14 protein-coding genes are annotated in these 24,871 nt (G+C 30.9%); 12 read left to right on the forward strand and 2 right to left on the reverse strand.

Features of this window, described 5'->3' with window-relative positions; genetic code table 4:
- The first annotated feature begins 3 nt into the window (after positions 1 to 3).
- The 11 genes from D2833_RS00445 to D2833_RS00495 are packed head-to-tail and all read left to right on the forward strand — an operon-like array spanning position 4 to position 18,995.
- Entirely contained in the window at positions 4 to 333 is a 330-nt protein-coding gene (locus tag D2833_RS00445) for a thioredoxin family protein (protein WP_011113314.1), read from the forward strand.
- A gap of 8 nt (positions 334 to 341) precedes the next feature.
- Entirely contained in the window at positions 342 to 2,957 is a 2,616-nt protein-coding gene (locus D2833_RS00450; RefSeq protein WP_011113315.1) for a hypothetical protein, read from the forward strand.
- Complete coding sequence (gene uvrA / locus D2833_RS00455; RefSeq protein WP_011113316.1) at positions 2,957 to 5,815, forward strand: excinuclease ABC subunit UvrA; 2,859 nt, start codon at positions 2,957 to 2,959, stop codon at positions 5,813 to 5,815. The genes D2833_RS00450 and uvrA overlap by 1 nt, the downstream gene beginning before the upstream one ends.
- 38 nt (positions 5,816 to 5,853) lie before the next feature.
- Complete coding sequence (tsf, locus tag D2833_RS00460; RefSeq protein WP_011113317.1) at positions 5,854 to 6,741, forward strand: translation elongation factor Ts; 888 nt, start codon at positions 5,854 to 5,856, stop codon at positions 6,739 to 6,741.
- Between the two features lie 23 nt (positions 6,742 to 6,764).
- On the forward strand, positions 6,765 to 7,475 hold the full coding sequence (pyrH, locus tag D2833_RS00465; protein ID WP_011113318.1) for a UMP kinase: 711 nt from the start codon (positions 6,765 to 6,767) through the stop codon (positions 7,473 to 7,475).
- A gap of 12 nt (positions 7,476 to 7,487) precedes the next feature.
- Complete coding sequence (gene frr, locus D2833_RS00470) at positions 7,488 to 8,039, forward strand: ribosome recycling factor (RefSeq protein ID WP_011113319.1); 552 nt, start codon at positions 7,488 to 7,490, stop codon at positions 8,037 to 8,039.
- Positions 8,039 to 9,157 carry a phosphatidate cytidylyltransferase gene (locus D2833_RS00475; RefSeq protein WP_011113320.1) on the forward strand — a complete coding sequence of 373 codons (1,119 nt, stop codon included), beginning with the start codon at positions 8,039 to 8,041 and terminating at the stop codon, positions 9,155 to 9,157. Before frr ends, D2833_RS00475 begins: the two co-directional genes overlap by 1 nt.
- 4 nt (positions 9,158 to 9,161) lie before the next feature.
- Positions 9,162 to 10,268 (forward strand): 1-deoxy-D-xylulose-5-phosphate reductoisomerase, encoded by a 1,107-nt coding sequence (locus D2833_RS00480; protein ID WP_011113321.1) that lies wholly within the window; start codon positions 9,162 to 9,164, stop codon positions 10,266 to 10,268.
- Between the two features lie 2 nt (positions 10,269 to 10,270).
- Complete coding sequence (locus D2833_RS00485; RefSeq protein WP_011113322.1) at positions 10,271 to 11,086, forward strand: site-2 protease family protein; 816 nt, start codon at positions 10,271 to 10,273, stop codon at positions 11,084 to 11,086.
- Between the two features lie 22 nt (positions 11,087 to 11,108).
- Positions 11,109 to 15,593, forward strand: a complete 4,485-nt coding sequence (locus D2833_RS00490) for a PolC-type DNA polymerase III (RefSeq protein WP_011113323.1) — start codon at positions 11,109 to 11,111, stop codon at positions 15,591 to 15,593.
- A gap of 21 nt (positions 15,594 to 15,614) precedes the next feature.
- Entirely contained in the window at positions 15,615 to 18,995 is a 3,381-nt protein-coding gene (locus D2833_RS00495; RefSeq protein WP_117273917.1) for an AAA domain-containing protein, read from the forward strand.
- A gap of 754 nt (positions 18,996 to 19,749) precedes the next feature.
- On the opposite strand, the gene D2833_RS00500 is transcribed toward D2833_RS00495, so the two are convergent.
- A complete protein-coding gene (locus D2833_RS00500; RefSeq protein WP_011113325.1) occupies positions 19,750 to 21,231 on the reverse strand; it encodes a hypothetical protein in 1,482 nt (493 codons plus the stop codon).
- Between the two features lie 15 nt (positions 21,232 to 21,246).
- Complete coding sequence (locus D2833_RS00505; protein WP_027333216.1) at positions 21,247 to 23,190, reverse strand: S8 family serine peptidase; 1,944 nt, start codon at positions 23,188 to 23,190, stop codon at positions 21,247 to 21,249.
- A 263-nt stretch (positions 23,191 to 23,453) separates the two neighbouring features.
- On the opposite strand from D2833_RS00505, the gene D2833_RS00510 reads away from it, so the two are divergent.
- Positions 23,454 to 24,713: an IS256 family transposase gene (locus D2833_RS00510; protein WP_117273920.1), complete on the forward strand. Its 1,260-nt coding sequence runs from the start codon at positions 23,454 to 23,456 to the stop codon at positions 24,711 to 24,713.
- The last annotated feature ends 158 nt before the right edge of the window (positions 24,714 to 24,871 follow it).

The following is a 24,871-nucleotide window of genomic DNA, read 5'->3' on the forward strand; positions in this document are numbered from 1 at the left end:
TCTATGAAAAGCATTAGTTTAAAAGAATTAGAACAAGTAATTCAAACCAGTAAGAAACCAATTTTTGTGAAGTTTAGTTGAGCTGATTGTGGTGTGTGCAAGATGAATGCACCGATCATTGAGAATGCAGCTAACCAACGTAAAGATCAATATGATTGGTATGAAATTGATGTGGATAAAGAACAGATCTGAGCTGAAGATCAACCTAACCACCAATGAGCAATTAAGATCGTACCAGTGTATATGATCTTTAAGAACAAACAAAAAGTTTTTGAACACGTTAATTTCTTAGCACAAGATAAATTAAATACTGAACTAGATAAGCACATATAGGTAACTAGATGGACTTAATGAATGGATTTTTTAGTTTCGAACACGAACCGGTTTTTTTTGAAATCCATTACCTTTTTTATTACACCTGAACAAAAGATGGCTTAAAAAAGCTAGAAGAGATTAGTCAAATTAGCTTTCATCATTATGATAAGATTCAGATCGATCAAGAGAAAGCTAATTCGTGGTATCAGCTTTTTTTAATCCTTAATAAAACGAACAAACCGATCGCTGGACAAGTGTATTTAGATAACCTAAAATACTTGTCTAATACGACTGCTTTTTCTAAGAAAAAAGCAAAACTTTTAGTTGTTAACGTGCAACAAGAAGATTATGATAAATTTTTGGATAGCAACAAAAATATTATCACAACCTTGTTTAATAATTTTTATAACGGGTTATTGATCAAAGATGTTAAGGATCAGTTTGTTAACAAGTGAAGATCAAAATTTAGTTTTCACAAGAAAGTTTTAGCAGCTAGATTGTTTGATGCTTTTCTTGAAAAACATAACAAGTTTTTAGAGTTACAAAAAAGCATCAAACTTTACAACGATCAGTTTTATAATGCAAAAGATATTAACTTAAGTCACTTTAATTTATTAAAGCGTAATTATGATGAATTGGTTGATTCATTAACCGATTACGATGAAGATTTTAAAACGATCAATGAAAAGAACGTTGCTTTAATTAATGCGCAAAAAACTTCAGAGAAGATCTCACATATCTATTTTCTTGAAGATCAGATTAAGAATTTAAAGCAACGGATTGTTAATTTAAAAATTAACAAAAAATATGGACCTTATTCCGTTGAACAGTTAGCTGAGATTAAAAGGGTTACCAACGAAGTTAAACAATTAGTAATCCAGAATAAAAAACAAAAGCGTGATCTGAAAATGATCTTAAGAAGCTACATTAAGGGGTTAAAAAAACAATGTTCGTTTAACCAGTCTAGGGCTTTTATTGAGTCTAATTATGCTGATAAGATCTATTATCTATCTGAGTGGTTTAAAGCTAACGAACTGGTTAAAGTAATTAAAAAAATCCGTTGGATCACACACCTTGATCTTGATAACCTTAATCAGTTTATTAATCAATCAAAGAAATTAATTAATAAACGAACTGAACATATCCACGATTTTGAAAAAACAATTAAGTTAAAAGAAAAACGCCAACTTGGTTTTTTATATTCAGATCTAAGGTATAAATTTAAGAAGATTGCCAAAATCTCTTTACATAAAAGTGATCAAGATATCAACAATCTAATTGTTGATTTGGTCGAAAAAAACAAATTAAATTATGGTCGTTATCTTAATGAGTTATTCCAAAAACGGTTATACTTATCACGACTAAAACTTAACTTTAAAGAATCAATTAAACTATACCGTTTACACCTAAATGGTTATGATTTCTATAAGTTGTTTAACAACAAATATCAAGCTAAAGTTTATAGTGATGATAGCAAAAAACTGTTTAATAAAAACGTTTTAGATAAGATCTATCAGCTCTCAATCAATAGTTACCAACGCTTGTATCATTATTATCTCAACTTATCTAAAACCTCGCGTAACGAGATCCAAGCAATCATCTTTTATATTAATGCCTTTAGTTTCAAATTAACCTTGGCTTTTATGGATTCATATAAAATGAACCCATTGGTTAGCTTTTATAGTAACCTAATGAATATTCATTGGGCAACAAGATTAATTTGAAACCAAACCAAACGGTTTATTGATGAGATCGAGATTGAAACTGATAGTTTAACCAACTTCCCTAAGATTAATTTTGATGTTAAGAATTACAGCAAAACCCTAAAAGCTAAGTTTGGAATGCAATATAAAAAATACTTAGATAATAATAGAAAAATTAATGCCAAAATTAATGCCCGATATGATGAATATATCGTGCAACACTCAACTGATGTTAAGCAAAAACTTAATACGAATGCTTATCTAAAATTCAATTCAGAATCATATAAAAAAGAGATTGAAGCTAAGATCGTTGATATTAAAGAACTAATCAGACTTAATAAAGCTAGACAAGAACAATATAAACTTGATTACTTATCAAATAACGTCATCAACGATCAACGGTTTACTTTTGATCGGTTTAACAAGTTAAAAACAATGATCAAAACGTTGTATCGTAACCTTAAACTAGTTAATAAGATCTTATATAAAAAAAAGTTGTTAAAAACAAAGAACGCGATTGATATCAGAACAATTAGTTCTAAACTAAATTATTATTTAGCAATTATCAATCGCTGGGAATATCTTTATGATCTTTTTATTGATTGGAAACCAATCAAATATCGATCTAAGAAATTAAAAAAAATCTTAACTGAGTTATATCTATACCGTTCATATAAAGATGTAGGGATCAATGAAGAGATCAATTATAGTTATCTTTCATTCTTATCTAGTTCAGATGCGATTACGGTGTATCTCTTATCTAAATTTGCTAAAGCACCAAAACTCCTATTTGTTGAGAACTTTAACTTAAATAATAAACATGAATATAATGTCTTTAAGGGATTATTATTAAAATATCAAAACCAATCACAAACAGCGATCGTTCTTAATGATTCTGATCAGAAACTAATGAACGATTTAGGGATTAGGAAATTCTAATGAAGAAGATAAAAAAAGATTCAGCCAACTACATTAGTATCGTTGGTGCTAGACAAAACAACCTAAAAAATATTAGTTTAGATATTCCCAAAAACCAGTTAGTAGTAATCACTGGTTTATCAGGTAGTGGAAAATCTTCTTTGGCATTCAAAACGATCTATGCTGAAGGTCAAAGAAGATATCTAGAATCATTATCACCTTATGCACGTCAGTTCTTGGGGAATAATGATAAGCCAGATGTTGATTCAATTGAAGGTTTATCACCTTCAATTTCGATCGATCAAAAATCAACATCTCACAATCCTAGATCAACTGTGGGAACAGTGACTGAAGTCTATGACTTCTTAAGATTGTTATGATCTAGGGTTGGGGATGCTTATTGTATTAATGGACACGGGATGATTAAAACGACCACGATCAAACAGATTATTGATCATGTTCTAGAGTTAGAAGATGATAGTAAGTTGCAGATCTTAGCCCCAGTTATTAAATTACAAAAAGGGACGTTTAAAAACGAGTTTGAGAAGTTTTACAAACAAGGTTTTATGCGTGTTTTGGTTGATGGTGTTGTTTATAGTTTAGATGACAAGATCGAATTAGATAAGAACCAAAAGCACGATATTAGTATCGTAATTGATCGTTTAATCCTTAATAAAGATAATCAAACTAAGTTAAGAATAACCGATGCGATTGAAACCGCATTAACTGTTAGTAATGGGTTGATTCAGATCATTTCTAATGATCAAGCTAAATACGAGTTTTCACTTAATCACTCATGTGATCAATGTGGTTTTTTCATCCCCGAATTAGAACCAAGATTATTTTCTTTTAACAGTCCAATTGGGGCTTGTGACTATTGTAAGGGACTTGGTTTTACTTATGAACCTGATGTTGATAAGATTATTCCCAACAAAGATCTAACGATCAATGAGGGAGCGATCGATTATTTTAAGAATCGAATCAACACCTCTTCTCAGGACTGACAACGTTTTTATTCGATTATCCGTCATTATCAGATCGATCTTAACACCCCAATTAAAAACTTATCTAAGAAAGAGATTAATTATCTCTTAGAAGGTTCAGATGAACCGATTGAGATCGTAATTGAATCTGCAAACCGCAATGGGATTAGTTCACGACTTGATTATGTTGAAGGGATTGCTAAATTAATCCAAAGACGTCATTTAGAAACTAAGAGTTCAGCAGCTAGAGATAATTATTCAAAATACACTTCTGAGCAGAAGTGTAAAACCTGTGATGGGAAAAAGTTATCACCAGCTGCACTTAGTGTCAAGATTGGTGGACTTGATATTATCGAATTTACCAATCTTAATGTGAATAAAGCCCTAGATTTTATCTTGGGCTTAGAGTTTAATGAAGAAAAAACTAAGATTGCTAAATTCGTTTTAAAAGAGATTTTAGATCGGTTATATTTCTTGGTTAATGTTGGTTTAGAATACTTAACGTTATCAAGAAATGCTTCGACCCTTTCAGGGGGAGAATCCCAACGAATTAGATTAGCAACCCAAATTGGTTCAAGATTATCTGGGGTCTTATATGTTTTAGATGAACCCTCAATTGGTTTGCACCAAAAAGATAATGATAAGTTGATCAAGACTTTATTATCAATGCGTGATCTAGGTAATAGTTTAATCGTTGTTGAACATGATGAAGAAACGATGATGTCAGCTGACTATCTAATCGATATTGGTCCTGGTGCTGGGACTTATGGTGGTAAGGTGGTAGCAGCTGGTACTGTTGAAGAGGTGATGAAAAACCCTGCTTCACTTACTGGTCAGTACTTATCTAAAAAACTAGAGATCGAACAACCCAAAAAACTCCACCCAGGGAACGGACAAAAGATCGTTCTTAAGGGTGCAAGTGCAAACAACTTAAAGAACATTAATGTTGAATTCCCACTTAATAAGTTGGTTGTTGTAACTGGAGTTTCTGGTAGTGGAAAATCAACATTAATTAACCAAACTTTAGTTAATGGGATTGAAAAAGCCTTATTTAATAAGCATGTTGAAGTGGGTAAATATAAATCACTTATTGGGATTAACAATATTGATAAGGTAATTAAAGTTTCCCAAGACCCAATCGGACGAACCCCAAGATCAAACCCTGCAACTTATGTTAGTGTTTTTGATGATATCCGCGAGGTGTTTGCTAACGTTTTTGAAGCAAAAGCTCGCGGATATACAAAATCAAGGTTCTCATTTAACGTTTCTGGTGGGAGATGTGATGATTGTCAAGGCGATGGGGTTAAGTGTATTGAAATGCACTTTCTACCTGATGTTTATGTTAAATGTTCTAGCTGTAACGGTAAGAAATATAATGAAGCCACACTTGAGATCAAATATAAGAATAAATCGATCTACGATGTTTTAGAGATGTCTTGTGAAGAAGCGCTTGAATTCTTTAAGGTGATCCCTGCAATTAATCGCAAGTTGCAATTAATGTGTGATGTTGGTTTAGGTTATATGAAATTATCAACGAATGCCACAGAACTATCTGGTGGTGAAGCCCAAAGAATCAAATTAGCCAAATACTTACAAAGAAAAGCAACCGGAAATACGATCTATGTTTTAGATGAACCAACAACAGGACTTCACGCTCATGATATTAAGAAATTATTATCTGTATTAAACAGGCTGGTTGATAATGGTGATTCAGTGATCGTGATTGAACATAATCTTGAATTAATCAAGGTGGCTGATCACATTATTGATTTGGGTCCAAATGGTGGGGATGATGGTGGTTATTTAATCTGTGCTGGAACACCACAAGAATTAGTTAAAAATTACACAGATAGTTCTTATACAGCACGGTATTTAGCAAAGATTATGAAAAGCTAACCGAGATAAAAAGTTAATAAAAATGATATAATATATTATTGAAAAATATGGCATCAATTACAGAATTAATTAAACAACTAAGAGCTAGTACTCAAGCTGGCTTTATGGATTGTAAAAAAGCTTTAGAAGCTACAAATAACGACATTGATCAAGCGATTAAGTGATTAAGAGAAAACGGGATTGCAAAAGCAGCTAAAAAAGTTGATAACGTTGCATCTGAAGGGGTGATTAAACTTAAGTTAGCTGATCAAAAAGCAACGATTTTAGAGATCAACTCTCAAACTGACTTCGTAACAAAAAACGACCAATTTGTCGCTTTTTCTAACGAATTAGTTGATCTAGTTCACAAGCATGAAACTACTGATGTAGCTAAGATCGAACAATTAAAATTAGCTAGTGGTTCAACAGTAGCTGAAACCCAAATTCATTTAACCGCAATTATCGGTGAAAAGATCTCATTAAGAAGAGTTGCTTTTGTTAAAGAAGAAGCTAACAGTTCACTAGCAACTTATCTTCACTCTAACAGCCGCATTGGAGTTATTGTTAAGACTTCAAAAACTGATGATAAAGAATTCTTAAAACATTTAGCTATGCACATTGCTGCATCTAACCCTAAGTTCGTATCACAAAAAGATGTATCAGCTGATTTCATCGCTAAAGAAAGAGAGATCGCTGCTGCTCAAGCTCAATCAGAAAACAAACCAAAAGAATTTATTGACCGAATTGTTGATGGTCGAATCAACAAAGTGCTTGAAGAAGTTTGTTTAGTTAACCAAAAATTTTTAGTTAACCAAGAACAAACTGTTCAACAAGCTGCTCAAGCTAAAAAAGTAGAAATCTTAAGCTTTATTAGATACGAAGTTGGTGAAGGAATTGAAAAACAAGTATCTAACTTCGCTGATGAAGTAAAAGCTCAGATGAAATAAAGTAGATTTTAAGGTTAATCGAGATGCAAAAGCCAAATATCATCATTAAAATTAGTGGTGCTTCATTACAAGATAAGAATAGTAATGATTGCTATTCTTATCAAAGGATTAATAGTTTGGCTGACCAACTAAAAAGCTTAGCAAAAAAGTATAATATCGGATTAATAGTTGGTGGGGGAAATATCTTCAGAGGTAAGTTAGCCAAAGATTTTGGTGTTGAAATCAATAAGGCTGATTACATCGGGATGTTAGCAACCGTAATTAATTCAACACTTTTAGAATCGAAATTACAATCATTAGGATTAAAAACTAAAGTTTTATCAGCCCTAGAAGTAAAGGGCTTAACTAATGAAATTAACCCAAAAAGCTTGGCTGAAGTCTTTAGTGACTGTCAGATTGCTTTTTTTTCTGGTGGGACGGGAAACTCACATTTTACAACAGACACAGCAACTGTTTTAAGAGCAATCCAGATCAATGCGCAATTAGTCTTAATTGGTAAGGATGGTGTTGATGGGGTGTATACAGATGATCCCAAGAAGAATAAGAAAGCTAAATTTATCGAACAGATAACTTACCAACAAGCACTAAATGACCAACTACGGGTTATGGATTTGACCGCATTTAGTTTGGCAAAGGATCATAATCTAAAGCTGTTAATTTTTAATATTGAAGCTGAACAATCAATTATTAAAACAATTGAAAACAAAAACAAACACACTAAAATAACTAACTAATAGATAAACGTTATGGAATTTAAAACATATTCGGATTTTTTTGATAAAAATGCTAATTCAATTATTAATTGATTTGAAGGTGAATTAGCTAAGGTTAGATCAGGAAGAGCTAACCTTAAGATCTTAGACAACGTTCGCGCAGAGTATTATGGTGAACAAACACCATTAATTGAGATGGCAAGTTTATCAATTCCTGAACCTAGAGAGATCTTGATCAAGCCATATGAAAAATCATCAGTGAATCTGATTCAAGCAGCTTTATTAAAAGCTAACTTAAACCTAACCCCAGTAGTTGATGGGGATAAGATCCGTATTAAGTTACCTTTATTAACTGAAGAAAACCGTAAAGAAAACGTTAAAAAAGTTAAAGCTGTAGGTGAGAAAGCTAAACAAGAAGTTCGTTTTATCCGTCGTGATACTTTAAACAAAATTAAGTCAGATAAGATTGCTGATAAAGATTTAAATAAGTATTTTGAAGAACAAGTTGATAAGATTACCAAAAAATACATCGATCAGATCGATAGTATTTTAGCTAAGAAAGAAAAAGACTTATTAAGCCTATAATGCGGATAGGAACACAATTAAAAGATAAACAACCAACTAAGAATGGTAGATTAGTATCAACTATTGTCATAGTTGGTGTTTATCTTTTATTGTTTATTTTTAATTCTTTATCAGATTTTTTTAACAATTGGTCACCACTAAGACCGATTGTAAATCAAGATCAGTTGGTTGACACCCTAGTTAATGCCAGCGTTCGGACCCTATTTAGTGCGATCGTGTTATTGATCATCTCGACCGTTTTTTTCTTGGGTTTAAAAGAGATTGCTAATTTGTTTTTCCAACAAAACAAATGAACTTTTGTTCTACTTAACTCAGCTTATTTTTTAGTTAGCAATCTAGTTAATATCGTTCTAATCCAATTTAGTATTGTTAAACCTGAACTAACCCTAATTGTTTATCACGATAAATTCTCTAACAATATGATATTCTTGATTATTGTTGGGATAATCTTATTACTTAATTTAATAATTAATCCGATCTTTTTAAAGCTTAATCAGCGTTTAAATAAGATCAACCTACTTCACTTATTTAGCTTATCAATTATCTTTAGCTTAGGGTTTTATGGGATTAATTACGTACTATTAAATAAAGGTTGGACAACGTTCTTATATTTAATTGGGATCATTGTGATGATCGATTCGTTTGCTTATATTTATGGTAAACGGTTTGGTAAGATCAAGATGGTTCCAGAGATCAGCCCAAATAAGACTTGGGCTGGAGCAATCTATGGGATTATTACCACGATCTTTTTAATGGTTGTTGTTAGTATTCTTTATGCGATCCCAATTATTATCGGGATGGTAACAAAAAGTAATCAACCCCTTGAAGTAATTGACCCACATAATTTATTAGTCAATATTTATTACATCACCTTTTATCAAGAAACAAATAATTTCATTATCTTCTGGTGGGTATTTTGTGGGTTTGCAATCTTAGTTTTAGCCACAATTGCAATCTTAGGTGATCTGTATTTTTCTTATGTTAAAAGACAATATCAGATCAAGGATTATTCAAATGTTTTAAGAGGACATGGTGGGATCTTAGATCGTTTTGATGGTTTTTGTTTTGTTTTTATTGCCTTTATTGTTTATCAGATCATTATTAGTTCAGTAAGATAATTTTATGAAGATTTTAGTGCTTGGAGCAACTGGATCAATTGGCAAGCAAGCAATTGATGTGATCTGCCAACTAAAGTACCAATTAGTTGGTTTTTCTTATTATCAAAACCACAATGAAGCCAATAATATTCTTAAACAATTAAATCCCAACTATGTTTTATGTCATAGTGATCCCAAATACAATAAGAATGTTAAGAGTGATTTAATTGAGCTAATTGATAAAAGTAAGCCTAAAGTTATTATTAATGCAATTAATGGTTATCATGGAATTGAAGCTTCATTAATTGCGCTTAGTAAGAAAAAAGATCTCTTGTTAGCTAATAAAGAATCGTTAGTGATTGCTGGATCACAACTAGAAGCAATTAGAAAAGATACGAAAACAACGATCTATCCGATCGATTCAGAGCACAGTGCACTGTATGATTTATTAAAAGATAAGAAAAAAAATCAGATTAAACAATTAATGATCACAGCATCTGGAGCGGGATATTTTAATAAAGATATAAGTGAGCTTAGAAAGCTCACTTATAATGATCTCTTAAATCATCCTAATTGGAAGATGGGTGCAGAGATCTCGATTAATTCAGCTACGTTCGTAAACAAAGTTTATGAGATTGTTGAAGCTTATCATCTTTTTAAAATAAAAGATATTATCCCCGTGGTGGAAAGAAGTTCGACAATCCATGCTGGGGTGATCTATCAAGATAATTCGATTCATTTTCATGCGACGACCAACGACATGCGTTGAGCGATCCAGTCAGCACTAACCAAATTTGATAATAGAACTAACGTTGTTCAATCGTTAGATCTTTATCAAAAAACGATTCAATTTGAAAAAATTGATTTTGAACAATATCCGATATTTAAAATCGCTTATGATATATTAAAAAATCCCTACACGACAAGAGGAGCTGTACTGACTTGTATTAATGAACATGTCGTTAAGTTGTTTCAAAAGCAAAAGATCAATTTTTTACAGATTACTGAACTGATTAGTAATTTTTATTGAAACTATCAACATAAAAAAATTGATAACATCTGGCAAATAAACGATTTAATATTTAAAATTAAAGCAGCGATCTCAAGCAAATATGCTTATTTAGATAAATAACGATGAATCCTTCTTATTATACTAACCTAACCCTATTGATCCTAATTTTAGTCTTTTCGATCATAACGACCTTAACCGTACACGAGTTTGGTCATTATATTTTTGCGCGGATTTACAAGGTACACGTGAAGGAGTTTTCAATCGGGATTGGCCCAACGTTGTTTTCTTTTTATTGACATAAAAAGAAAATGATCGTTAGTTTTCGGGCGATTTTGGCTGGGGCGTTTGTGATGCTTGAAAGTACCAAGTTACGCCAGATTTATATTGATGACCCCAATGCCAAGACCTATAATTTTTATCTGATGCCAAAACCCAAAAATACCCATGCACTAGAAGAAGTTGGGTATTGAAAGCAGATCTTAATTATGATCGGAGGGATCTTTGCCAACTTTCTTTGTTTTGGAATCTTTCTAGGAATCTATGCAGCGATCTATTCTAATGCAGTATTAGATCTATCAAAATTTTTTAGAGATATCTTCATAAATTTAGGTAAAGGATTTGTTTTATATGAGGCTTGAAAACCTAAAGATATGGGCGAAATCATCCCTGGTGGTGGAGCTGGGATGAGATTTGGTTCTCGGTCTGCTTCAGTTCAACAACTACTAATTACTTTAATCTCAATTAATGGGGCTACAGCAATCTTTAACTTCATTCCGGTTGCCCCATTAGATGGTTCTAAGATCGTTCAATATACATATGAAAAGATCACTAGAAAACAGATCAATGAGAAGTTGTGAACATGAACGACAATTATTGGTGTCGTTTTAGTTTTATGGGTCTCATTAGGCAGTGTCATTAATACAATAATCATCGGTTAGCTTAATAAAAAAGAGGAATAGAATGAATAAGAAAGAATTAAAAAGTTTTTTTGACAATCTTAATAATAAATTAGCTATTCCCAACCCGTTATTAACTTTTCTTAAAAAAAGTACTGTTAGAACGATCAAAAAGATTGGGGATAATAAAAAAACCCTTGATCTTAGTTTTATTCTTAACCAACCATTAACCGTTGATTTATATCAAACCTACCTTGATTATGTAGCTAACTTTAATAATAAAAGTAAGGATCCTTACTTTCAGTTTAACTTTATCTTAGATAGTTCATTATGAACTAGTGAATTAATTCAAAGCGCGATCCAAGAGATCTATAAGAGTGATAAAAACCAGGGTTTTTATGCTGAAGCTATAGAATTGGTTAACGAGAAGTTTTATCAGATCGTTTTTAGTAATAAAGAGTTACAACACCAATCTGATCAGCAATTAGAATGATTAGTTACTCAATTAGAAAACCTAGGGTTTTATCAGATTAATTTAGCAACAAAGCTAGATTTAAATTTAGTAGCTATTAATCGTAATAAAGCTGATGAAGAACCAAAAAAACCTAAAGCTAGAAGAGTTGTTAAAGAAGATGGTTTTAGTTTAGAAGAATGTTTAGAAAAAAATAAAATCCTTGATACAAGTGTAATTACTCCAATCAAGGATTTTGATCCAAATCAACCCACTTCTTTAACAACTTTATGAGCTAAAATCTATCATTTAGATTACCGTAAAAACGGTACTAATAAAGCATTAAGATTAGGTTTAGCTGATAAAAATAGCGCTGTTACGATCTTTAGCTGGATTACGAGATCTAAACATTTAACTAGTGAATATTTAGATAATTTTAAAGTGGGTAACTGAATTAAAATCCAGTTACGTGTTACTTCTAGTAAGGATGATAAAAAATATACTGAGATCTTAAGGATCGATCATGCTGAATTGCCAGAATGATTAAAACCTACTCCTGAAGAGTTTACTAATCGTCATGAATTCTTTTTTCACACCAAAATGAGTGTCCATGATGGGCTTAATGATGTTGATGATTTGAAAAAATTCTGTGAAGAGAACAAATTAAAAGATATCGCGATCACTGATAGTGGGGTTGTTCAAGCTTTTGCTGATTTAGCTTCATGGAAAGAAAAAACTAATAGTGAAACTAAAGTCCACTATGGTTTAGAGGTTGATCTTTTTGATGATCGTAACTTTATTGTTAAAAACAATAAAGATTTGAAATTAGATCAATTAAGTTTTGTTATTTTTGATATTGAAACAACCGGGCTTAATGCTTACTATGAACAGATCATAGAAATTGCAGCTGTTAGGGTTAAGGCTGAACTTAATGTAACAAACCATCAACTTGAATTTGTTCAAATAGGTAAATTTGAGAAACTAATTAAGAACAAAAAACCGCTATCAAAATTTACGACACAATTAACAGGACTTAAAGATAGTGATCTAAAAGATGCCCAAGATGAAAAGACGGTACTAGAAGAGTTTGTTAACTTTATTCAAAAAGATGATGTTTTAGTTGCACATAACGGAATTGATTTTGACTTTATTTGGATTAATACCAAATTAGATAAATACAAATTAAAACCACTTGATAATCCAATGTTAGATAGTTTAAGATTGGCCTATCAACTTTATCAATTCAAACGTTATACATTAGAAAACCTTTCACTTAAACTTGGTTATGAATATGACAAAACATTGGCACACCGAGCTAATTATGATACTGAACTTTTAGCTAAGTGTTTGATGATCATGTTATCACAAGTTTATGCTAAAAACTGAAGATCGTTATTAGATTTAAATGATCAAGAAAAATTATTAAATGATCTTAGTGAAAAATCATTAAAAAAAGCGGCAAATCTTAGGATAAATGATGAAGATAATCTAGATCAGATCACTCAATCAAATGAGAATTTATTTAACCGTATTCGGTTAAGAAAAGCACTTGTGTATGCTAAAAATGCTCAAGGTTTAAAAGCACTTTATAAACTAGTAAGTTTAGCATCAACAAAACAGTTTTATGGTTCACAAAAGTTATTTTGGTCTGATCTTGAAAAATACCAAAACGATCTTTTAATCTCTTCTCACCCAATTAATGGGCATATCGTTCATGCTGCTAAGTATGATACGAATGAAAATCTAAGAAAACTAATTAAAAAACATAGCTTTGTTTTAGTTCCTTTACCTTCATTATTTAAGCAAGATCTTTACAAAAAAAATATTGAACTAACTCATGTTCATGATTTAATTAATCGAATTATATCAATCTGTGAACAAGAAAAGATCTTATATACTTTCAGTTCAGCTGCACACTACCTAAAACAAGAACAAAAACAATTCTATGATTGTTTAATAACAGCAGAAATCACCGGTAAAAAGTTACATCATTTCTATGATCGTGATCTATCAACAAACCAAAATGTTCCCGATCTACACATTCGTAAAAATAACGAAGTTTATCATGATTTTAGTTTTATCCAGGATCAAGAGATCTTAGCAAAACTAATCTATCGTAATGGTGAAAAGATTGCTAACTTATTTAATGATGAAGGTCTATTACCATTTCCTAAAAAATTACACCCACCTAAGATTGAAGGATCAGATGATAAACTCATTGAATTAGTCTGAAATAAAGCTAAGGAATTATTTGGGGATGAGATTAATCCTATCATCAAATCAAGAATTGAATACGAACTAAACGCAATTATTAAAAATGGCTATGGGATTATTTATTGATTAGCTCATCTACTAGTTAAAAAATCTAATGATGATGGTTATTTAGTAGGTTCACGTGGTTCTGTTGGTTCATCGATTGTGGCATTACTAGCAGGAATCTCAGAGGTTAATCCGTTACAACCATATTATTATTGCAAGAAATGTAAAAAAACTAAGTTTGTCGACAATGTTGACGATGGTCATGATTTAGTTAACAAACCATGTGAGCTCTTAGATTGTGATGGTGAGATGAGAGGTGAAGGACATAATATCCCATTTGCTTCATTCATGGGGTTCAAGGGTGAAAAAACTCCTGATATTGATCTTAACTTTTCAAGTTTTTATCAAGCTAAAGCTCACGATTATGTACGTGAACTGTTTGGTGAATCCCACACCACTAGATGTGGAACGATCTCAACGATGCAAGATAAAACAGCATACAAGATTGCCAAAGATTATCTTGAAATAACTATTGGTGAAGAAGAATCTGAACGTTTAGCTGGATGATATGCTTCTGAGATGAGCGAGATCAAAAGAACAACCGGACAACACCCTGGTGGGATCTTAGTTTTCCCCAAAGATAAAGAAATCGAAGATTTCTGTCCGGTTAACTATCCAGCCGATGATAAATCATCAAAATGAAAAACATCACACTTTAAATTTGAATACTTACATGACACTTTATTAAAGTTAGATATCTTATCTCAAGAAGACCCAACGATCTTAAAGTATCTTTATGAGATTACAAATGTAAAACCTGAAGAGATTCCCAATAACGATCCCAAGGTTTTATCACTATTTAATTTAGACCATTGTCTTGAAAACGTTAATAACAACCCAATCTTAAAAGATTCAACTGGAGCACTAGGGATCCCTGAGTTTGGTACAAAAATTACCCGGGAGATCTTAAAGATTGCCAAACCAGCATCAGTAGCTGATCTAATCCGGGTATCTGGATTAAGCCATGGTACTGATGTTTGAACCAATAATGCGGCTGATCTAATCGTTGATAAGCATTATAAACTTAATGAAGTAATTGCTTGTCGTGATGATATTATGACCTATCTTAGTTCGTTAGGAATTGAGAACCAGATCGCATTTAATATTATGGAAGATGTAAGAAAGGGTAAGAAACTTAAACCTGAGTATGAAAAGATCATGCAAGAATTTAATGTCTCACAAGATTACATTGATTCATGTAATAAAATTAAATACATGTTCCCAAAAGCTCACGCCACTGCGTATGTTTTAATGGCATGAAAAATTGCTTGATTTAAGGTTCATTATCCTGAAGCATTTTATGCAGCCATCTTTTCATTTAAAGTTAAAGAACATGATATAGAAACCTGTATTAATGGTGGGATTAGAGCTATTACCAAACGTTATAACGAGATTAAATCATTAATTAATAAGACTAAGTTTGCTAAAAACAAAAGTGAATTAACACTAAATAAAAAAGATGAAGATCTAATGCCAACATATGAACTTTATCTAGAGATGTTAGAACGTAATATTAAACTTGAACAAGTTAGTCTTGAACATTCTGATGCCTTACATTTTGTTGTTAAAAACAACAAGATCTACCCACCATTTAATACGATTAACGGTTTGGGTGATGAAATTGCCAAATTAATCGTTAAAAAACGTAACGAAGAAGGGTTTAAATCTCAAGCAGATTTAAAGACAAAATGTAAGTTGAATAAGAATATTTGAAACTACTTTATCACCTATCAAGTCTTTGGCGACTTGAAAGAAGATGAAAAAATTCGCTTATACTAAAATATATTAAGTACAAAATTTATGGCTAACGATTGAACTTGACTAAGAACCCGGTTAATTAATAATAAGACCAAATCTAACACCTTTTGAATCCGTACTAGAGGAAGCTCTGTAATGGATATAGGTGTGTTATTAAAGTTAACTTCAAATATCTATGATCTATCAATCAAAGGGATCTTATCTTACCTTAATAGTAATGATACTTTAGAGTTGGATTTAAGAAAATTACGTGAATTAAGTGATCTTGAAGCCTTCAATCTTTTTGGAATTGAAACTGCTAAGGAACTTTATAAAGAATATACTGATCAGTTTAGCAAGATTTTTAAAAAATTAGTCAAGGAAGAACGTGTAACTGGGGATACTTCTTTATTTATTGGTTTACCAATAATTGAAGGTTGTAACCAATGAGGGGATAGTTATCGCGCGCCACTTTTATATGTTGAGGTCGTTTTATATCCGGTTAATCAGTACCAAAAAATCGTTTTTAAAATCAATCGTTCAGAGTTTTGGATTAATACGACAATTTTAGCTGTAGAAGCAAGTAAACGGGGAATTTTATTTGAAAATAAATACGACAGTTCAAAATTAGATTTTGAACAAGCGCTAGAAATCTTTAGAACATTCGATATTGGGTTTAAAAAACCATCAACAAATGAATTAATCAACTTTAAAGAAATGACCAAAAAAGCATTTCTTGAAAATTGAGAGCAGAATGGCGGTATCAACAACATTGTTAACAATGTGGTGCTGGGCAACTTTGATATTAAAGGTGATAAATTATTAAAAGACTTTACAGAAATTTTAGATAAAGACCCTGATACGGTTGATGAAGTCTTTAATAATAAAAAAGACTTATTGTTCAATTACGAAAAGTTTGCTAACGAATATTCTCTAAGTGATATTTATCTAACTTCACACTTAGATTTTTTTCAACAACTGGCTGTTAAACACGCGCTTGAAGGAGATGTGGTAATCGAAGGGCCACCAGGGACTGGTAAGTCTGAGACAATCCTTAACATCTTAATCAACATTGCACTTAAAGGTAAAACTGCTTTATTCGTAAGTGAAAAAACTACAGCAACTGAAGTAGTATACAACCGTCTAGGTAAATTCAAATACCTAGCACTATACATCCCAAGTCTAAACAAAGAACCGGGGAAATTTTATCGTCAATTCTCAGATTATGAGAATTATTTTAGTGAAAACTACTACGATCAAGTCCATAAAACACCAAATGCGAAATTTGATCCTGATTACTTAAAACGATATTTAGAACAATCTTATATCATCCATAAGATCTACAACTACGAAATCAATTCAGGTGAGAACGTATATTCATTTTTAAACTTGATTCTTAATTACAAACCGATGGATGTAGATCATATTAATATTGATGATTACACTCGGTTTGATGAATGATTAAAGATTTATACAAACCAAGATTGGATGACTAAACACCAAGAGTATATTGCTTTATTTAATGAAATTGATACGAAATGAAAAGCAAGCACTTTTGCGACTTTTTTAAAAATCCATCAAAAAGATCCCAACGATATTAAGACATTATTATATGCAATTCATTTATATGCTAAAAAAGGAATTGTTAAAGATGAATATCGTGTTTCGTTCTTTTTCAGACCACATGAAAAAGTGATCGAATCAGCTAAACTAGTTACTGAACAGATTAACAAGTTTATTGAATTAGAGCAATACAAATCTGAGACTAAAAAGCGTACAATCTTAAAAAACTTAGAGATTGATATCAAGCGATATCACAAACAATACTTTAATTCATGATTTGTGCAAAACCATTCTGGTGCTTTCTTAAGTAAGTTAAATAGTGCACAGAGTACATTAGATAATCTAACTGATAATTATAGTTCAGATGTCGATGTTTATATCCAATCGTGTAAGCGCAATCTAAAAGCAGAGATCATTAAAAATTTTTACGAACTTTATCGCCATGATAAAAGAGGTTTATTAGATGTTTGTCGTCAGGGGCGCAACAAATCATTTAAAAATATCGCATGATGGTTTAAGCTTAATCGAGAGATCATTAAAAAGATGTTTAAGATCCACATTATGTCTTTTGAAACCGCATCAATCTTATTGGAAAATAAAAAAGATCTTTATGATTATGTAATTGTGGATGAAGCTAGCCAAGTATTTTTAGAGCGCGCGATTCCAGCGCTTTATCGTGCTAAAAAATACATTATTGCTGGTGATACTAAACAGTTACAACCTTCTAGTTTTTTCTCATCACGATCTGACTATGATGATGTAGCTTTAGATAAGCTTGCTGATGAAGAAATATTAGAAGTAGAAGAATCTGTAAACGCAGTGAGTTTGATTCATTATCTTAAAGAACGTAGCCGAATTAACGTTGTATTAAGATATCATTATCGTTCTAACTTTGGAGATCTAATTGCGTTTACTAACGATCATGTTTATGATAATGAATTAATCTTCATGAACAAAGCGATCAAACAAAAAGAATCGTTTATTGTTCATGATATAATTGATGGTAAATGAAAGGATCGCAAAAATATTCCCGAAGCTCAAGCAATCGTTTCAAGAATTCAACGGTTAACCAAGACAGCAGATTATCAAAAGAGTTTAGGAATTGTTGCATTTAATCGTAGTCAGGCTGATCTGATTGAATTAATGTTAGACAAACTTAATGATCCGTTAGTTAACGAATGACGAGAACGAAATAACGATAATGGTGAATACATCGGATTGTTTGTTAAGTCCGTAGAAAACGTTCAAGGAGATGAACGTGACATTATTATCTTCTCAGTTGCTTATGATAAGAGTGTTGTAAGTTATGGTCCGATTAGTAGTACTACGAATGGTGTTAATCGTTTAAATGTAGCAATCACTCGAGCCAAAGACCGAATTGAACTGTTTAAAACTAACAAGGCGTCAGAATACAATGGATGAGGATCATCTTCAGCCGGAACACGTTTATTTGTTGAATACTTAAGTTATTGTGAGAACGTTGCTAATCATAGCGACTATACAACCTATGATCGTCAAACCACTGAGATTGAAGAAAAACTTAAAGATAAATCTTTAATCTTTGACGATGTAAAGAACACTCTTGAAAAAGCATTCGGACAATATTTTACTATTAAACGTAACGTAGATAATGGTTCGTATAACTTCGACTTTGTTATCTACCATGAAGAGGTTCCTTTTTTAGTAATTGATCTTGACATTAAACCATTTAAGGGAATGGCTGATTTTAATGAAAGTTTTATTTATCGCAACATCTTCTTGAAAAACCGTGGATGAAAACATTTCATTATCTGATCTACAGAATGAAAATTAAACAAACGCAAAGTGTTATTAGCTATCAAAGATATTTTGGATAAGAGAATCCAAATGAATCAAAAATAAGTTAAAAAACATTTTTAACTATCTAATTACTCTCTTAATGTAACAGATGTATAAATGTTAATGCATAACAACTAAATTAAGCAAGGAGATGAGATTTGAATTGTGATCAAAATCTCATCTCCTTGTTTTTGTAGTTTGGTACAACTTAAGACTGCGTTAAGTCTAACTTTAATTTTATAAATCTTTGTTGTTAGACAAAGGAGTAAAAAGTAAAGAAAAAAAGTGTGTAAGATAAATTTATTTTGCTAATTCTTTGATATTTGGGGCTATCTGATCGTTTTGTTTTCCTTCACGCGTTCTTTTTATTCTTGCGAAATTTCTTCTTTTAATTACTTATTCTTTCTAGTGTATGAACGGTTTTGATACTTATTAGCATTTTTTTTCTAAACAACTCTAGGTTAGCAACGCGTTCACGACCAACCAGAGTCTGTAAAACAGGCTTAACAATATAATCAACGATCTTTAATAGTTGATTTCGACTATTTGAACTAAATCGTTTGACAAATTCACAATTAATTTTTGAACCTGTCTAATTTGTTCGCCTTTTGAATTCATTCTTGTTTACCGTTTATAAAATTAATAATCTTATCTTTTTAAGTAAATTAATGATTTTACATAAAATTCAATTTAATGCCATCACAGAGAATAAATAAGTTCAGTGTTATATTTGGTCATAACATTAAGTATTCTTATGCATTAATCATAAAAACCCAGCAAATCATTTGCTGGGTTTTTATGATTAATAGTTATAGACTTAAATTAAACGGCAGTTAAATTTATTAACTTGTTTTCTTTTTTCTATAACGTGTTTAGGTACAAAGAATAATGTTGCAAAAGGGATATACATAAAGATTCTTGTTCTCTTAGAAAACATACCAGCTTTTGCATAGATCAAGAATCAACTTAGATATAATGCTACGAAGAATAGATTTGTAGTTGTAAATAAATCTGAGCTAGAATAAATTAAACTAGTTAAATCTGGCTTAACGGGTTCAGGCGGAGGATATACAGCTGGAACATCTGCAACTGACGATATAATCCTTCAGCTTGCATTAGATAAAAAGAAAATTCACACTAATAATAAGAATGCTCATTGTGCAATTTCAATAACAACTAAAGTTAATGATAAAGTATATTTATTCTTTCTGATTGCTTTAGGAAAAACGAATGGATTATCATCTAGAATGATTCCCATACTGAATACGATGAAGATGATCAACATTATAATTGCTGCTGCTCATCAAAATAACGATAATAATATTTCCTTTTCTAACATTGAATAATTTAAAAAGTCAATTGAATAAGCGGCAACATAAGTATCAGAAGGGATTAGTGTGTATCCATATCCATCAGTAAGAATAAAATATGAAGCTAATGCTGTGAATGTCAACACGCCAACTAAAAAGAAGAATGACAAGTAAACAACTGTTGAAGTTAATTTAATTTGGAATACTGTCTTATTTGATAATAAGATTTTTTGATATCACTTTAAGTTTTCATTATTATCGGTGATTAATCCTTCATGATTAAATCTTGTTGGTCTTAAATAACTTAATACCAATCCACTAAATGGAATTAAAACTAATGTTCTTTGCTTTGGTTTAAATAAACTAAGTTTTAAGAAAGGAATAAATAAAGCGATGTATAAAGCAAAGTAAATGATATTTGATAATGAAAATACATCTTTGTTAAAGAAATATGGAAGTGTAGCTGCATATTTCAAAACAGATAATTTTAGATCAGCAAAGAAGTTGTTATTAATACTAATGAATGATAACAAACCAGTTTGAATGCTGCGATTAGTAAAATCAGCTGTAGCTATTTGTTCTTGATAAATTTGTGCAATTGTTTTATTAATCGGATAGAAATAAGCGATTAAAATTATCAAGAAAAACAATCATGCAATTAACTGCACAAATTCAATAAAAGCTAATAGTGTCTTGAACTTATAAGTTTGTTGGATTAGTTTATTATCATACTTATAACTTTCTTTACCAGTTAATAAAATTGCTAAACCGGTGATAGCAAAAATAACAAAGAAAACTAACGGTAAAATTAGAGAAATCGTGTATAAATTTTCGCTATAAATTACGAAGTTATTTCCACCAGGAGATACAATTGCGTTTGTCATTAAACTGATGATTCCAGCACTTGCTAGAAAAATCGTCGCTAAATAAACTAAAAATAACGCTAATTGCCTTCTGGTTACATTGATAATCTTAAAATATTTTTTCATTTTATTTTTTTTAACTTACTCTACATCAGTTGTTCATGATAAAGCCAATTCTATCTCAGGTTTTACTAGACGGTTCGACTGTTTTGATACTACCAAATCATAATAACCATCTTCAGGAACAGTATACTTAATGAATTCGTAATTTCTTAAAGTTTTAGAAGAAACCTTTTCAAGTCTGCCCTTTTTTAAAATCAAATCATAATTTTCAGATAAATAATTAATAGAACTTGTTAAATTTAAAGTTTCTTTTAGTTGTCTTTTATAAGTTGTTTGTCTTTCAGGGTTAAATAATCATGATAAACCAGCTCTTAAAACGTCGCCTTTTCTTAAAAAAATTTTTTTAACTGTTAAAGAGTTATCAGTGTTTTTATTGCTTCATACATTATTCACTAATACTTGTCTATTATTAGTTCATCTAATATAGTTTAGATTATTAAATGCAGAGCTTAGTTTTTTGTAATCTAATGAACCAGCACCATATTCATAATCTAAACCTTTTTGCACATTAGAATTGTCATATTTTGAAGAAACACCTAAAGCTGCCTTGGCTATTATTGAGTTAATACCAAGTTTGTATTTTTCCTTATATTGGATTAATGTATTAGCCAAGATTCCTGATATAAATGGTGCTGAGAAACTAGTCCCTGATGAGAAATCGTTTTTAAAAGAATAATTACTACCGTTAGCTAAAATCAACGGGACATTAGTGTTATATGAACCGATAGATGAAAGACTACTTTTTTTACCATTATAATCATTAGAGCCAACCACTATAGTATTATAAGCAAGTTGATAGCGCGATAATTTTTTAAATTTTTGTGCTAAGTTACCATTATTTCCAGCAGAAAACACATAAATCATTTCGCGTTCATTTGCTGTTACAAGATCAATATATCTTGAATAAAAATTGTAACTATACCAAGCTTCAGGAATGCTATTACTATTTCTCACTCCTCAAGAATTATTCACAATTTTTAAATTATTCAATCTCTTTATGTAATCAATTTCGTTTTCTAACCCACTATATGCTGTTCCAGAATGCACAGCATTAAAATCGAACGCATTATATTTAACACCATATAGATCGTGATATAGATTTACGCCATTTGTACCTGATATTATTGAACCTACCTTAGTAGAGTGATTTCCATATTGTAAAGATCTGAAACCGACTCTTCAGAATAGATCTCAACGATTTCTTACATTTGTTATTTTTGGATCAAAATAGTATGGATCTATAGCATCAATTAATGCCTTTGAATCATTTTCTCTTTCTCCTACTTCTAAAACTGCTACACCAATTCTTTTTTCGTTATTGTATTTTAATTGATTTCTTGTATAAACAATTGCCTGAGATCGCTCATAATCTGTATATCCGTTAGATTCGAAATTCGAATTGTATCGATTTAGAAATTTTTCTCAAACTCTATTAGTTTTTGGATCATAATTAAATTGAGCAGAACTTTGTTCAACCGTCTCAACAGCTTGATTATTTTCTTTCATATAAAAATCACCCGAAAGATCGTATTTCTCTAAGAAGTGATCGAATTTTTCTTGATCATTAGAATTTTTCTTGAAAAAGAAAGAAACCAAATAATAATTTTCAATAATTTTACTTTTTCTTGCGTCTAAAACTTGAGGTTGCTTTTTAATAAGTTGTAAAATGCTGTTTTGATCATAAACAACAGCATTGCCTTTGAATGTTATAAAACCTTCGTAATATTCATTATTTTCAAAATCGTAGATTGAATTATCAGATCCATAAACAACTTCATTAGGTACCTTTTGTTCTTGCTTGTTAATTTGTACACTATTATTAACTAAACCATAATTTTTCATTTTAGTTAATTGATTAGTGATAGGAACTTCAGCTTCCTTTTTTTGCAATGCAGCAGAGAGTGGTACAACAGACGTTGTTATTCCTAACGAAACAACACTAATGAATGTCTTAAGCTTCACAACTTATACCTTTCTTCTTTTTCACATATTTTTTTTATTCAATTTATTTAATAATTTATTAAAACTTATTTGTGTTAATAAAATTCAGGTTTCTATAGAAGTCAAACTAATTATTTGTTGCCAACATATTTATCCTTATTGGTGTTAAATAAATTGTTAATTTAAACATAACATATTAGGCGGCACCGAATTCAATTTTGTGTAAAACAATTAATTAACTCAAAAAAAGAAAGGTTAATATAATTTTATAAACGGTAATAAAAATGAATTCAAAAGACGAACAAATGAAACAGATTCAAAAATTAATTGTTGAATTTGTAAAACAATTTGGTCCTAGTAGTGGAAAACAACTATTAAACATCACTGATTATATTGCTAAGCCTGTTTTACAGGCTCTGGTTGATGGTGAACATGTTGGCAAACTAGAATTATTGAGAGAAAATGCTGATAATGATGAGAATGTGTATCAAAACGGCTCATACACTAGAAATGTTAAGTGAGGGCAAGAAGAAATTCCCATAAAAATGAAAAGAATTCGTGGTGAAAATCAAGACTCTCAAATTATCCCGAAATATCAAAGAATTATCCATGATAAGTTTATCTTAGATGTTCTTTCTTTAGCTTCTACTCGTTTGTCAAACAATGAAATCGCTGATCAAATAACGTCAATATATGGATTCAAAGTAAGTCCTAGCGTAATTTCAAATTGTATCCAAACTGTTCAAGATGAGATGCGCGATTGGCACGAAAGACCGCTAGAAAACAACTACCCAATCATAATGATTGACGGTAAAGTCTTTAAGATCAAAACTGAAGAAAGCGGACGGTCAAAGTACGTAAATAAAACGCTTTATGTCGTGGTAGGAATCAATGCGGATGGTCAAAAAGAGCTTATAGCGCTATACGTAAGCAACACCGAATCTGCTACAGAATGAATTAACATTCTTGATAATTTGAAAGAACGCGGCTTGTCTGAAACATATATTATTGTTTCAGATGGTTTAAAGGGTTTGAAAGAAGCGATTGAAAACGTTTATCCAAAAGCAATGCATATTACTTGCACGGTTCATATGATTAGAAATGCTGCAAAATATGTATCTCATTCTATGAAGTCCGATTTTTTAAGAGACTTAAAAAACATATATGGAGCAGACAATTGAGAAAGTGCAAAACACAACTTTGAATATTTAAAAAATAAGTGAGGCGGTTCTAACAAGCGCGCAGTTGAAGTTGTGGAAAGAGCGATGGACAACATAGAAAAACTCTTTAGCTTTTCTAAAGCTTTACGGACATTAGTTTATACCAGCAACATAGTTGAAAACTATAATTCAGTAATTGGGAGTTTCCTAGCTGCTAAAAAGTCTTTTAATAACATAAACCAGCTGTTATTAGACCTATATGTACATTTTGGTTACAATCCAAGATATAAAAAACTAAATCAGAAAAGTAATAGAGTGAGAAATTGATATAGAATATATGAAGAGTTAATGGATGTATTTCCGAACTTACTTAAGAAAAACTAAAAGTTCGAAAAAATCCAATTACACAAAATTAGCTTCGTTACCTATTAGGCATGAAAACTAAAAAAAAGCAACTTAAAAATAAATAAATTTTTTAGCAAATTTTTTGTGGCTATATAAAATTTTTTATTTAAATCTGATGAGCTTTAAACGAAAATTCA

Origin of the sequence: Mycoplasmoides gallisepticum, assembly GCF_900476085.1 — a bacterium.
GTDB classification, from domain to species: Bacteria; Bacillota_I; Bacilli_A; order Mycoplasmatales; family Mycoplasmoidaceae; genus Mycoplasmoides; species Mycoplasmoides gallisepticum.